The sequence below is a fragment of the Chryseobacterium sp. SG20098 genome, from assembly GCF_031844745.1.
Classification (GTDB): Bacteria; Bacteroidota; Bacteroidia; order Flavobacteriales; family Weeksellaceae; genus Chryseobacterium; species Chryseobacterium cucumeris.
Genome location: NZ_CP134622.1, coordinates 3,269,981 through 3,283,888 on the forward strand (window position 1 = coordinate 3,269,981; position 13,908 = coordinate 3,283,888).

At 35.9% G+C, this 13,908-nt stretch carries 15 protein-coding genes; 5 read left to right on the forward strand and 10 right to left on the reverse strand.

Annotated elements, in window-relative coordinates:
* Positions 1-24 precede the first annotated feature (24 nt).
* On the reverse strand, positions 25-567 hold the full coding sequence (locus RHP76_RS14970) for a riboflavin biosynthesis intermediates N-glycosidase (RefSeq protein ID WP_311228492.1): 543 nt from the start codon (positions 565-567) through the stop codon (positions 25-27).
* Positions 568-1,021: 454 nt separating this feature from the next.
* Positions 1,022-1,717 (reverse strand): NUDIX hydrolase, encoded by a 696-nt coding sequence (locus tag RHP76_RS14975; protein ID WP_034694004.1) that lies wholly within the window; start codon positions 1,715-1,717, stop codon positions 1,022-1,024.
* Between the two features lie 123 nt (positions 1,718-1,840).
* Here RHP76_RS14975 and RHP76_RS14980 point away from each other — a divergent pair, with 123 nt between their 5' ends.
* The gene (locus tag RHP76_RS14980) at positions 1,841-2,482 is read left to right on the forward strand and encodes a DUF1579 domain-containing protein (RefSeq protein WP_311228493.1); all 642 of its coding nucleotides are present in this window, start codon (positions 1,841-1,843) and stop codon (positions 2,480-2,482) included.
* A gap of 55 nt (positions 2,483-2,537) precedes the next feature.
* Here RHP76_RS14980 and lepA read toward each other — a convergent pair whose 3' ends face one another.
* The 5 genes from lepA to RHP76_RS15005 all read right to left on the reverse strand — a co-directional run bounded on the left by lepA (position 2,538) and on the right by RHP76_RS15005 (position 7,204).
* Positions 2,538-4,334 carry a translation elongation factor 4 gene (gene lepA / locus RHP76_RS14985; RefSeq protein ID WP_062672783.1) on the reverse strand — a complete coding sequence of 599 codons (1,797 nt, stop codon included), beginning with the start codon at positions 4,332-4,334 and terminating at the stop codon, positions 2,538-2,540.
* 124 nt (positions 4,335-4,458) lie between these two features.
* Positions 4,459-5,478, reverse strand: coding sequence for a hypothetical protein (locus RHP76_RS14990; protein WP_311228494.1), 1,020 nt, complete (start codon positions 5,476-5,478; stop codon positions 4,459-4,461).
* Positions 5,479-5,577: 99 nt separating this feature from the next.
* On the reverse strand, positions 5,578-6,087 hold the full coding sequence (locus tag RHP76_RS14995) for a hypothetical protein (RefSeq protein ID WP_062672787.1): 510 nt from the start codon (positions 6,085-6,087) through the stop codon (positions 5,578-5,580).
* 6 nt (positions 6,088-6,093) lie between these two features.
* Complete coding sequence (locus RHP76_RS15000; RefSeq protein ID WP_062672789.1) at positions 6,094-6,636, reverse strand: hypothetical protein; 543 nt, start codon at positions 6,634-6,636, stop codon at positions 6,094-6,096.
* Positions 6,637-6,652: 16 nt separating this feature from the next.
* The gene (locus RHP76_RS15005; protein WP_062672791.1) at positions 6,653-7,204 is read right to left on the reverse strand and encodes an RNA polymerase sigma factor; all 552 of its coding nucleotides are present in this window, start codon (positions 7,202-7,204) and stop codon (positions 6,653-6,655) included.
* Between the two features lie 181 nt (positions 7,205-7,385).
* Between RHP76_RS15005 and RHP76_RS15010 the strand changes: the two genes are divergently transcribed.
* The 4 genes from RHP76_RS15010 (at position 7,386) to RHP76_RS15025 (ending at position 11,922) form a co-directional block, all read left to right on the forward strand.
* Positions 7,386-8,135 (forward strand): Rossmann-like and DUF2520 domain-containing protein, encoded by a 750-nt coding sequence (locus RHP76_RS15010; RefSeq protein WP_120232307.1) that lies wholly within the window; start codon positions 7,386-7,388, stop codon positions 8,133-8,135.
* Positions 8,125-8,643, forward strand: a complete 519-nt coding sequence (locus RHP76_RS15015; RefSeq protein ID WP_034694018.1) for a KdsC family phosphatase — start codon at positions 8,125-8,127, stop codon at positions 8,641-8,643. The genes RHP76_RS15010 and RHP76_RS15015 overlap by 11 nt, the downstream gene beginning before the upstream one ends.
* A gap of 8 nt (positions 8,644-8,651) precedes the next feature.
* On the forward strand, positions 8,652-9,215 hold the full coding sequence (locus RHP76_RS15020; protein ID WP_311228495.1) for a Maf family protein: 564 nt from the start codon (positions 8,652-8,654) through the stop codon (positions 9,213-9,215).
* A gap of 148 nt (positions 9,216-9,363) precedes the next feature.
* Positions 9,364-11,922 (forward strand): type IX secretion system periplasmic lipoprotein PorW/SprE, encoded by a 2,559-nt coding sequence (locus tag RHP76_RS15025; protein WP_062672800.1) that lies wholly within the window; start codon positions 9,364-9,366, stop codon positions 11,920-11,922.
* Positions 11,923-11,938: 16 nt separating this feature from the next.
* Here RHP76_RS15025 and tsaB read toward each other — a convergent pair whose 3' ends face one another.
* From tsaB to RHP76_RS15040, 3 genes are all read right to left on the reverse strand, one after another.
* A complete protein-coding gene (tsaB, locus tag RHP76_RS15030; RefSeq protein ID WP_120232309.1) occupies positions 11,939-12,619 on the reverse strand; it encodes a tRNA (adenosine(37)-N6)-threonylcarbamoyltransferase complex dimerization subunit type 1 TsaB in 681 nt (226 codons plus the stop codon).
* A gap of 84 nt (positions 12,620-12,703) precedes the next feature.
* Positions 12,704-13,453: an SDR family NAD(P)-dependent oxidoreductase gene (locus tag RHP76_RS15035; protein ID WP_123278731.1), complete on the reverse strand. Its 750-nt coding sequence runs from the start codon at positions 13,451-13,453 to the stop codon at positions 12,704-12,706.
* A gap of 82 nt (positions 13,454-13,535) precedes the next feature.
* Entirely contained in the window at positions 13,536-13,907 is a 372-nt protein-coding gene (locus RHP76_RS15040; protein ID WP_311228496.1) for a YraN family protein, read from the reverse strand.
* Position 13,908 lies beyond the last annotated feature (1 nt).

A 13,908-nucleotide genomic window follows, 5' to 3' on the forward strand; every position in this document is an offset into this window, starting at 1 on the left:
AATATTTTGTGTCTGGTTTGTGTTTTATCTTCTTAATTCATCTCTTACTTCCATCAAGGCAAATCCTAAAAGGTTTTCTCCGTTCCATAATAAAGGGTTTTCTACTCTGCTATCCGTTTCCAGCATCCCGATTCCCCAGATTCTATCATAAGGGCTTGCCTCCACCAAAACTTTATCTCCGGTTGACAAAAGAAAATCTTTAAATTTCTGATTTTGCGAGAATTTTAAAAGATTTCCCTGAGTTACAATCTGACATTTATGTTCATCCCAAAGCTTCGGGTCAAAGTTTTTTACTTTTCTACCCAGAGCTTTTGCCTGATTCGGAGTAGCGGCTTTTAAAATTTCCTTTTCCATTTCAGCATCATTAAATAATCTTGCTTTTGCAGCCATCATATAATGTTCTGCTGTTCTATAGGTATTTCCGTTTTCTTCAAAACTTCCTGAAAACCATTGGCTTAAACATGATTTGGTAACAATATCTTTTGCCGTGTGTCCCCAGAAAAAGAGATATTTTATCTTTTCCTTTTTTTGAAAGCGTTCTATAATATTTTGTAAGGTATATTTCATGATTGCGTTATTTTGACACAAATTTAAAAGAATATCAGTCTTTGCACCAAATTTATTTGTGTTAATTTTACGCTAATAAATATAATTGATTGATTTTCAGCAACAATAATTTAATCTTAACAAACACGAATAACACAAATTTTAATCACAAATGACACAAATTTGATAGGTTTCAGCTAAAACTGGTGGAATTTGATCTTAAAAATTGTTATTACATCAATGTCATTCTAAACACAGACTGAAGGTCTGCGAACGTAGTTCAACAGTGTAGTGAAGAATCTAACCAATTACGAGATTCTTCCTCCGTCAGAATGACTGAAGACCGATAATACAATCCGGAGTTAGATATTTCCTATTGAATGTCTTAATACTGTATAATGTGCATTCCGAAAATGCCTGTAAATATTAATGAATATTTGTGCAAGACATTTGTGAAATCTGTGTTTAAAACAATCTATTTAATCTCAAAGTAAAAGCCCTGCTCTTCAAGCTCCTTATATTTTTCTTTATTGAAAGTAAAAAGTTTTCCGGGTCTCCCACTGCCTTCTTTTTTAACGTTGTTGGTTTCGTTAAGCAATCCGTAACTCATGATTTTTTTGCGGAAATTTCTTCTGTCAATTTCTTGTCCGACAATGGTTTTATAAAGATTTTCAAGATCTGAAAAAGGGAATTCTTCATTGAGAAGATTGAAGCCGATTGGCTGGTATTGAATTTTTGTACGAAGTCTTTTTAGAGCAGTTTCAATAATTGTTTTATGATCAAAAGCAACTGAAGGAAGTTTATTAATACTGAACCACTGCGCATCTTCAGCATCTGAATCGGCAAACAATTCATGGTAAGACGGGTTCACTAGCCCCAGATAAGCCACAGAAACCACTCGGTTTCTTGGATCCCGTCCCAGATTACCAAAAGTATACAGTTGTTCCAAAAAATCGGGCTTTATACCGGCTTCTTCATACAATTCTCTTTTTACCGCATCATCTACACTTTCATCATCAAGAACAAGCCCTCCCGGAAGTGCCCAGCCTCCTTTAAAAGGTTCAATATTTCTTTTAATCAGAAGGATCTGAAGATCTTTTTTATCAAAATATCCGAAAATAACGGCATCTACAGCCACTTTTATATCCTGTAATTTTTTTGGAGACTCCATAAATTGATTTGCGTTACGAATACACAAAGTTACAATTTATGGTTGTATTAAAAAATAATTTCCGTTATAATAAAAGTTCTTATCTTTAATTTATCTTTATAACCATCTTAAAACTAAATCATTATGAAAAATTTATTAACAATTCTTTCCGTTGCTATTCTGTTAATAGCTTGTGAGAAAGGAAAAACGACAGCTTCCACTGGTTCTGATAAAACAGATTCAGCTTCTACATCTGAATGGAAACCTGTAGATTCCGCAACCGCCATGAAAGACTGGATGGCATATTCAACTCCGGGAGAAATGCAGAAAATGCTTGCAAAATCTGATGGAACCTGGACAGGAGAAACGACAATGTGGATGGAAAACGGAGCCAAACCTATGATGAGTAAATCTGAAGCGATCAATAAAATGATGCTTGGCGGACGTTATCAGATCACAAATCACAAAGGAGACTTTATGGGAATGCCTTTTGAAGGAATGAGCATTGTGGGATATGATAACGCAAAGAAAAAGTTTGTCAGTACGTGGATCGATAATATGGGAACCGGAATCATGCATAGCGAAGGCAACTGGAACCCTTCCACAAAATCAGTTGAATTCAAAGGGAAAATGACAGATCCTTCAAGACCTGGAAAAGACTGTGATTTCAGAGAAGTATTCACCTTTGTGGATGATAATACTCAAAAGCTTGAAATGTATGGCCCTGATTCCAAGAGCGGAAAGGAATACAAAACAATGGAAATAAAATATACGCGTAAAAAATAAATGCATTAAAAAACCGCTTCTGATGAAGCGGTTTTACTTTATAATAGATTAATAATTAATCATTTAATTTTAGTACAGCCATGAACGCCGATTGTGGTACTTCTACTCTACCAATCTGCTTCATTTTCTTCTTACCTTCTTTCTGCTTTTCCAATAACTTACGTTTTCTGGAAATATCCCCTCCGTAACATTTTGCGGTAACGTCTTTTCTTAAGGCTTTAATGGTTTCTCTTGCGATTACTTTCGTCCCTAATGCAGCCTGAACAGCAATATCAAACTGTTGTCTCGGGATCAGCTCACGAAGCTTTTCACACATTCTTTTACCGATATAATAAGCATTAGAATCGTGAATCAATGAAGATAAGGCATCTACCATGTCACCATTGATCAGGATATCCATTTTTACAAGCTTGGAAGCTCTGAATCCGATTGGATGATAATCGAATGAAGCATATCCTTTAGAGATAGATTTTAATCTGTCATAGAAGTCGAATACCACCTCAGCAAGAGGCATATTGAAAATTAACTCTACTCTTTCTGATGTCAGATAACTCTGGTTAACAATTTCTCCTCTCTTTTCAATACATAAAGTCATTACTGCTCCTACGAAATCGGATTTTGTAATGATAGACGCCTTGATGAATGGTTCTTCTACTCTGTCCATCGTTGAAGGATCCATCATTTCAGACGGGTTATTGATCAGAATGGGAACTTCAGGTTCTTTTTTAGTATATCCAAAATAAGATACGTTCGGTACCGTAGTGATCACATTCATATTGAACTCTCTGTCAAGACGTTCCTGAACAATTTCCATGTGTAGCATTCCCAAGAATCCGCAACGGAAACCAAAACCAAGAGCGGCGGAACTTTCCGGTTCGAAAACCAGAGAAGCATCATTCAGTCTTAATTTTTCAAGAGAGAATCTTAATTCTTCGAAATCTTCAGAATCAATTGGATAAATCCCGGCAAATACCATTGGCTTTACTTCCTCAAATCCATCAATCGGAGCATCCGCAGGTTTTTCAAATGAAGTGATGGTGTCTCCTACTTTTACCTCACGGGCATCTTTAATACCGGATACAAGATATCCCACGTCTCCGCAATGGATCGTTTTCTTGGGAACCTGCTTCAGTTTTAATGTACCTACCTCATCAGCTCCATATTCCTTTCCTGTAGCGAAGAATTTGATCTTTTCATTTTTAGTGATGCTTCCATTCACTACTTTAAAATAAGCTTCAATACCTCTGAACGGGTTGTATACAGAGTCAAAGATCAAAGCCTGCAGTGGGCCGTCAGGATCTCCTACCGGTGCAGGAATTCTTTCAACAATCTGCTCTAAAAGGTTATGAACACCTTCTCCTGTTTTACCGGAAACTCTCAATACATCTTCATATTCGCATCCGATAAGGTTCATGATCTCATCGGTTACTTCTTCAGGATTTGCAGACGGAAGGTCAATTTTATTCAAAATCGGAATGATCGTTAAATCATTTTCCAATGCAAGATACAGATTACTAATAGTCTGTGCCTGAATACTTTGCGCAGCATCTACAATAAGAAGTGCACCTTCACAGGCGGCAATAGAACGGGAAACTTCATAAGAGAAGTCAACGTGTCCCGGGGTATCAATAAGGTTTAAAATATATTTTTCTCCTTTATACTCATAATCCATCTGGATAGCATGTGATTTGATTGTAATCCCACGTTCTTTCTCCAGATCCATATCATCCAGCGTCTGAGACTGTAATTCTCTTTGGGTAACGGTATTCGTGTACTCCAATAGACGGTCTGCCAGGGTACTTTTACCATGGTCGATATGAGCAATTATGCAAAAATTTCGTATGTTTTTCATTTAAGAATCTTGTAGTTTGCAAAGATAAGAAAATGCAGGAGAATTTTTCATTCTTAATTCTTTCTTTTAACTGAAACACAGATAACAATAAGAAGAGAGGTAAAATTTTCCCTCTTTTTAAATATTATTTTGTTTTGCCAAAGTCTTCCGGTAACACATAATTTCCGGTAAAAGGATCAAGATAAACTTTAGGTCCTACAGTATTCTTTCTTTTGCCTGATAAACTGACATCTATCACTGCACCAATAACGCCACCAATCAGACCTCCTGCTGCTGCACCAATTGTAACCCCGGTTGTAGCAGTTTCAGGAAATAATTCTGCCTTTGTTACCTCAATAAAAACACCCTTATCATCTTTAAAAATCTCAGTGTAACCCACAGGGATATTTTTGTAGGCAATGCCCTTATACACAAAAGCATAAAAATGTCTTATTGCCGTTTTTTCCTCTCCTTTTATGGCCTTAGTAACGACTCCTTTATCATTAGTCTGCAAAGTAAATCCGGGTTCAGGATTGTGAGTAAAAAAGCTGTAATAGTCTTTATAAACTCCTTCTTTTAATTCATCTTCTTTTAGAATACTAAGTTTTTCTTTCAATACAGAAGTATAATCAGGAAAATCATTTTCTGAAATATTAAGTTCCCAAGGTGTTGCTTTATAAGATTCTTTAAAAAGGTCAGTAAGAATTAAAGTTACTTTTCTTGCCAGACTTTGTGCCAGATAAGGAGTTGTTCGTGATGAGACTGTTGCTACAGTATCTATTCTATCAATAAAATGATATCCGTCTTCTTTCTTAATAAATGTACTTGCCTTTAATTCAAGCTTTCCGATAGAATACTTTTCCTTTTTATCTTCTGAAACATTCAAATTTTCAAGCAAAAAAATCATCTCATCATTTCCCCTTACCGGATTGTATTTATAAAACCAATCCTGTATGTCTTTGCTGGCATTATTTTCGAAAATAACTTTTACCTCATCCTTATGGTACATCACCATTCCGATTTCCTGATTACCTCTTTGATCTATCACTGTAAGACTTTTGATAGAGTTTTTGTTATCTTTAATAGATTTTGAAAGATCAATGGTTTCTGTTTTTTGACCCAATAATACTAACGAAAATAATAAAAAGAAAAGTGCTTTTTTCATAGATAGAATTTGTGGTAAAAATAATTTTTTTATTGTAAAAATTAAACGGCTCTCACAGAAAGATCTGTAAGAGCCGTCCAACATTAAAAAAATAAACTATTATGGGTTCTGTCTGGATCCAGAAGCGTCATGATTTCCGTGAGGTTTTCTTTCATCCATTTTATCTTTCATCATCTTTTCGGATTGAAACAGCTTCAGAACTTTTTGGCAGGGAATTACCTGCTGCATTTTATCTGCATATTTTTTTCTGTTATCCAATAACTTCTGTCCCACTTCAAAACTTTGCTGCAGCTTAGCTTTAGCTTCTTCATCTGATAAAGTTTCGGGATCAAAATTGGAATTAAACTGACTTTTTATCTGCTTCTGGCTATCCAAATATTCGTTATACAATTGTGTAAATTCGGCTTTATCATCCGGATCAACATTCAGATTATCCATGATCATATTGTTCCTGAATTTCTTTAGGAGGTCTTTTCTCTCTTCCGGAGAAAGATTATTGATGACTTCTTTCCTTTGTTTAGGATCCATCTTTTTCCAATCATAGTCTGTCCTTTGGGCATTTAATCCAAAGCCATAAATAATCAAAAACGTCAATAATATCTTTTTCATTTTCTTTTAATTATAAATATCCAAATAAACGTCCTGAGTCGAATTACTTGCTAACTCTGCAATTTCAGAATTAGAAAACGAGTCCAGATATTCATTCATTCGTGTTTCTTCTTTTTTCTTTACAGTTTTCACCGGTGTAGGGCTCTCTGTTGTTTTTTTTGTTTCGCTTACACTTTTAGAAGCGTAAACATTGTTATTTTTTTGATTTTCAACTGTTTGATTATTATTTTCAACAGAAGTTAAATCAGATTTTAAAGTTTCATAAGCCAGCTCGCTTTCTGTTTTGGGCTCTCCGTTATTGGCAACATAGGTTGTTTTAGAGTTCAAAATTTGTTCCGTGGAATTGTTATCTGAATTAAAAACATAAGTTGCTCCAAAAATCAAAGCCAGCGATGCTGCTGCAGCATACATCCAGTTCAGCTTAAAGACAGGTGCTTTTTTACTTGCCTTTATATCATTCATAACGTTCTCCTGAATATTTTGAAACAAATTATCAGGAACTGTGTAAATGTTTTTACGCTCTAATTTTTCTATGTCGAACTCTTTCATCTTTGTTGGTCAAAAATTATTTTTCGTAATTTTCTTTAATAAAATCTTCTATTTTCTGTTTGGCATAATGATAATTCGTTTTTAGCGTCCCTACCGACATATCTACAATTTTTGATATTTCTTCGTAAGGTAGATCATCATAATACCGCATCATAAATACCAGTTTCTGCTTTTCGGGCAGGCTCTGTATAGCGTTCTGCAGTAAAATCTGAATTTCTTCAGCATCACCTTCTGTATTATCTGCCACAAGATTCTGCATATGATACTCCGGATCCTCATCAGTTTTCTGCATTTTCTTCATTTTGTTAACCTGCTGTAACGCTTCGTTGGTAGCGATTCGGTACAACCAGGTATACAACTGGCTATCATTTTTGAACTGATGAAAATTCTGATATGCTTTAATAAAAGTTTCCTGCAAAGTATCCTGTGCAAGATCTCCGTCCACAATAATTCTTCTTATGTGCCAGTACAATCTGCTTTGATAGGCGTCCATCAAGGCACGAACCCCTTTATCCTGGGTCCGTGGATTCTGCATCAACGAAATAATTTCCGCGTCCTTAATCTTCATAAGATGCCTTCATTGTTTTGGATTACAAAAATAGCTGAAAGTTAAATTAAAAATTCAATTTTCAATGTAAATATTAAAAATAATATGAGACACTTACGCAATAAACGTGCCTATATTGAAGTACAGAATTTCTGAAGTGTTCTTCTTTTCCCGGCTCAGCTTAAAATCTTATATTTGTTATATGCAAATTGTAATCATCGGTTCCGGAAATGTAGCCTATCATATGGCAAAAGCTTTCACTTTGAAAAGTATTCCTGTGGCCCAGATTTTTGGGAGGAACGAAAAAGAATTAGGTAAAATTTCTGAAGAATTAAATCTTCCTTATTCCACAGATCATCTGGAAGAAGCAGATCTTTATATTCTTTGTGTAAGTGATCATTCTGTAGAAGAAGTCTCAAAAATTATTACAAGAAAAGATTGTCTGGTTGCCCATACCTCCGGATCTCTTCCAAAAGAAGTGCTGGCTGGTGAGTATAGAAAATCCAGCTTCTACCCTTTACAGACTTTTTCAAAATCCAAAGAACTTGAATATGAAAAAATTCCATTTTTTATAGAGGCGGAAAATGAAAAAGATCAAAAAATATTGTTTGATCTTGCTTCAAAGATTTCAGAAAGAGTGATGGAAAGCAATCACGAAAAAAGAAAATATATTCACCTGACTGCTGTATTTGCCTGCAATTTTGTGAATCATCTTTTTTCAAGAGCTAAAGAAATTTCAGATTCCCAGGATATTCCGTTTGATTATTTCTTACCCCTCATTGATGAAACGGTTCAGAAAATTCATGAAATTGAACCCAAACTGGCACAAACCGGTCCGGCAGTAAGAAATGATGTAAGGATTTTACAGCTGCATGAACAGTTATTAAAAGACGAGAGTCTTGAAATTTATAAAACAATGAATCATTCTATTCAGAAAATGTATGAGCTATAAAGAGAAATTAAAAGATATTAAGGCATTTGTATTTGATGTTGACGGAGTTTTCACTGACGGAAGCGTGTATCTGCTTCCCGGAGGAAACATGTGCAGGGTAATGAATGTCCTTGACGGTTATGCAGTAGTAAAAGCTTTAAAAAACAATTATTTAATTGGGGTTATTACCGGAGGAAATGATGAAATGGTAAAGCACAGAATCAATTATCTGGGTATTCAGGATTACTATCCGAAGTCTCACAATAAAATAGATGATTTCGAAGACTTTAAGAAGAAATATAATCTTAAAAACGAAGAAATTCTGACCATGGGTGATGATCTTCCGGATATTCACATTATGGAAAGTTCAGCCATTGCGGCATGTCCTGAAAATGCAGTTCCTGAAGTAAAAGGAATTTCCGATTATATTTCCCCTAAAAAAGGAGGAACGGGTGCAGTACGTGATGTGATTGAACAGGTAATGAAAGTTCAGGGAAACTGGCACGATGATAATACTCAATCTGTATAAGTATCTGTATGAAATTACTTTTAGCATCACAATCCCCAAGAAGAAAAGAACTTCTTTCCAGCCTTGGTTTTGAATTTGAGGTCGTGAAAATAGACTGCGAAGAAATTATTCCGGAAAATATCAAAATAGAGGAAGCTGCGGCTTATCTTTCTGATTTAAAAGCTTCAGTCTTTAGAAACCTGGAAGCAGGTGAAGTACTTCTGACTGCTGATACGGTAGTCGCTATCGATAATCAGATCCTGGGAAAACCAAAAGATGAAGATGACGCCTTTACTATGCTTCAAAGTCTTTCGGGAAGAACGCATCAGGTCTATACGGGCATTACCATCAAAACCGTCAATACATCCATTACCGAAACAGATGTAGCCGATGTTACTCTGGACACTCTTTCTGATGAAGAAATAAACTATTATATTGAGAATTATAAGCCTTTTGATAAAGCAGGCAGTTATGGTATTCAGGAATGGCTGGGAATGGCAAAGATCACAAGCCTTACAGGAAGCTATTATACCATTATGGGACTTCCTACCCATCTTGTTTATAAAATCCTGAAAGAATCTTCTCTGATTTAAAAGATTATCAGGTTTAAAACTTCCATTAAAGAAGAAATAAAATACTTCCTGAAGAAATATAAATATTATTCATTATAAAATTTTATTATTTTTACAAAATCATCAAACTGCTGATAATAAAAAGCAGATTAGCGAGTTATATTGAATAATGAAAAAGAATATATTATTCCTTTTAGTCATATGTCTTGTTGCTTCATGTGCTACCAAAACGAAAAAGCCGGAGCAGCGATCAAGAGTATTGAAAGGATTTTCCACATATTATAACACATTATTTAATGCAAAAGATGCATTAAACAGTGAGTTTACCACCAGAGACAAAGGGCATAAGGACAACTTTTATGCTCCCTACATTCCTATTCTGACTTATGAAGAACAGCCTTTAGGAAGTGATCTTGGACAGACTGAGGCTTTTGCCGAAAATTCGATGAAGATGGCTGAAGTAGCCAACAGACCTTCTGGAAGAGGTAATTCAGGAATTCCCAATATTCCCGGCGGACCTCAGGGAAATGGCCCTTCAAGACCTGACGGGGAACAGACCAAAGGAGCCACTACTCTCGAAATTGCAGAAGCAAAGGCTTTAAAAGCAATCAATAAATACTCCGTAACCAGAAATGGTGAGGAGAAAAATAAACAGATTTTTGATGCCTACATGATCCTTGCCCAGGCAAGAATTTATCGGGGTAAATCTCTGGAAGCACTTGATGCTCTGAATTATGTTTTCACCCGTATGAAAGATGACAAAAGGATTCCACTCGCGAGAATCTATCAGGGGCTTGCTTATGATCAGATCAAAGATTATCACAGAGCGCATGAAACATTTGCCAAACTGAAAAGTGAAGATATCAGTAAAAGCTATGCAAAACTGCTGAGTATTTACTATTCCGAATCTTTGCTTGATGCCGGGAAAAAAGAAGAGGCCGCCAAAGAACTTGATAATGCTTTTGAACTGAACAGCAACAGAAAACTGAAAAGCAGAATCGCTTATCTGAGAGGTCAGGTGCTGGAAAATCTGAATCAGAATGATAAAGCAAGAGAAAGCTATGCTGCAGCGTATAAATATGCCAGTGATTTCGAATTTGAAGTAAAATCTCAGGTTGCCATCGCCAAAACTTTTAACGGTAAAGGAGACTATGCAGGAGCCAAAAATTACCTGGAAGGAATCAGTAAAAAAGGGATGTATGGCTCCAGAAAGAACGAATTTTATTATGCCTTAGGTTTAATGGCTAATAAAGCAGGCAAAAAGGATGAAGCACAGCAATTCTTCAGAAAATCACTGTTTGAAAAGGTTTCTGATCCTCAGATCCGTGGATTGGCTTATTATGAAATAGGAAAAAGCTATCTTGACAAAAATGATTATATAGGGGCCGGAAGTTATTATGATTCTGCGCTTGCCGTAATGACTTATGAACCATCAAAAATCCTGTTAAAAGATCAATCCGAGTATATTAAAAAGATTTCCAAAAACTACTATCTGATCAAAAAGAATGACAGTATTCTTTCTCTGGCAAAAATGAATGATGCTCAGAAAACAGACTATTTCACAAAATATATTGCCAAATTAAAGATTAAAGAAGAGAAAGAGGAACAGGAAAGGAGACGTGCGGAAAGAAGTAAAGGTTTTGATACCGGAGATTACAGTGCCAATTCTATTTTTGCCAATAGCGGCAATTCTTTTGAAGACTTTGGAGTCACTACAAAAGGTTTTTATTTCAGCAATTCAGGAACGGTAAGCAAAGGAACCTCTTCATTTAAGCAGATCTGGGGAGACCGTGCCCTGGCCGATAACTGGCGTTCTTCCAAGAAGATGGCCTCCATTGAAGATATGAAAAATGAAGCGTTGGGAGTAAACTCAGCGCCTAATCCAAGACGTTTTGAGCCTGCGTACTATATTGAACAGATTCCTACAGATCAGGGAAAATTATCTCAGTTAAAAAAGGACAGAGATACCGCCTCATTAGGTCTGGGAATTATGTATCAGAATTATTTTACCAATACTCCACTGGCCACGAAAACACTTTATGATCTTGTTGATGTAAAGCCGGAAGAAAAAGTGATGTTACAGGCATTGTATGAGATTTTTGCCATGAATTATGAGAAAAATCCACAGGCTTCTGAAAGAGCAAAACAAATTCTCTTAGCTGATTATCCTTATACTTCTTACGCTGAATTTGCCAGAAATCCTAAAAATAAATCATTTGTAAAATCAACTGAAGAAGTTGAAAACGAATACAAAAAGGCATACGCACTATTTGAATCAGAAAAATTTGTGGAAAGTAAAGATATTATAGATCAGACGATTCAGAAGTTTCCGAAAGATGCTCTGGTTCCTAAGCTGTATTTATTAAATGCTTTCAATGCAGGAAAATCAAGTGGAAAAGAAGTTATGATTCTGCAGCTGGAACAGATTGCCCTGAATTATTCCAAAACACCTGAAGGGATAAGAGCAAAAGAAATGCTGAATTATCTGAAAAGTGACCTCAGCTTCCAGGCAACGGACAACAAAGGAAATAATATTCCTCAACAACCATCAGGAGCACCTGTACAACCTAACACCCAAAATACGGGAGTTCCACAAATGAATAGTGGAAAAGTACAGAAGCTGGATAATATAAGTACAGCTCCACAAGCAAGCCCGGGGCAACCACAAAATCCTAAAAAACCTACTGAGACAAAATCAGGATCGAAGATCCCGCCAAGACCTCAATAAAATAAAAAGCGAAGATTTATTCTTCGCTTTTCTTTTTCTTTACTCCATGGAAATCTTTGAGATAAAAAGGCTCAAAATAAGCCATATCTTCAAATTCTTTGTTTTGTATTTTCTCCAGAGTCTTTCTGATGAGATATTGTGCAGAAGGATAAACATCTTCTTTAAAAACAGCATCAGGGAGATTCAGAATTTCTTTTGCTTTTTTAGCGCCATCCCCTATAAACAGAATTTTTTTATCTTTAAATTCTTCAAAAGATGTTTCATCCAGAATCTTGGCTTCGGTCTTGGATAACTCCTCCCCTGTTTTACCGTCATAAACGGCCGTATAAACCTCCATTCTCCTTGCATCGATCAAAGGTATTATAAAATCGTAGTTATCGCCTAAAAAAGGCTCTATCATGCTTTCAAGAGAATTCACTGCTATCAAAGGAACTCTGAGTCCATAACAAAACCCTTTAGCTGAGGCTGCTCCGATTCTTAGGCCGGTATAAGATCCGGGACCTTTTCCTAAAGAAACGGCTTCGATATCTTTAAGCGTAATCCCCGCTCCTTCCAATGCCCACTCTACATAAGTGTGAAGACTTTCAGACTGTTTATAGTTTTCAGAAACTTCTTCACAAAGGCACAATAACTTCTCATTATCTGATATGGCTACTGAACAGTTTTTCGATGATGTTTCCAGATATAGAATTTTCATTTTTTTGTTTTAAAGCTAAACAGCAAAATCGCGAAAAGCAAAATCGCTTTATAATATTCTGCAAATTTACTCCATTATTTTGGACTATTTTCTATAAATCGTTCTTGGCTCAGCCTGAGCACTTGGATAGATAGTCATATCTGAAATAGTAACGTGTTTCGGAGCATTTACACAGTAAGCAATGGCATCAGCAATATCTTCTGCTTTCAGGGCATCATAGCCTGCATACACCGTTGAAGCCTTTTCACTATCGCCTTTGAACCTTACCAGAGAGAAATCGGTTTCTACAGCTCCCGGCTGGATATTGGTTACTTTGATTCCAAATTCTGTAAGTTCCAGTCTCATACCTTCCGAAATAACGTCTACTGCTTTCTTTGTTGCACAGTACACTACTCCATTCGCATAGGTTTGTCTTGCTGCTACAGAACTGATATTTACAATATGACCTAAATTTTTAGTTTTCATAGTTGGAATGATCATTTTGGAAACATACAGTAATCCCTTCACATTTCCGTCAATCATAGAATCCCAGTCGTCCGTCTTACCAGCAGAGAGAGGATCTAACCCATGAGCATTGCCAGCATTATTAATCAGAACATCAATATCTTTCCAGTTCTCAGGAAGAGAATTAATAGCTGCTTCCACTTCTTCAAGATTCCTTACATCAAATATTAAACTAAATATTTCGGTGTATTGGGAAAGTTCTGTTTTTACAGACTCCAGCACCTCACTTCTCCTTCCACAAATAATAATTCTGTTTCCTTGCTTTGCAAGAAGCTCTGCAGTGGCTTTACCTATACCGGAAGTTGCACCGGTGATTAATATTGTCTTCATAAAATTGGTTGTTAAATGTCCGAATGCACTCCTCTATCAATGTCATGATTCTGTTACATTCAAACATTGTTGTATTGATTTATTAATTTGCATCAAAGGCCTGAAAAGCATCTTTGATATGGTCAATAACTAAGTTTTTGTTATCATCGGGAAGAACGGAAATAATATCAAATCTGGCTTCCTGATCGTTATTACATTCCTCCAGATAATGATTAGCTGCAGAAACAATGGATTTTATCTTTGTTTTGGTTACAGCTTCCTGAGGAAGGATGAACGCATCGGTGGATCTTGCTTTCACTTCCACGATAATAATCAGATTATCTTTTTCAGCAATGATATCAATTTCGTTTTGCTTAAAACGAAAGTTTCTGGCCTTAATGGTATAGCCGTTTTTCTGAAGATAATCAGCAGCGAGATTCTCTGCTATTTTTCCAAAATCATTATGATATGCCATA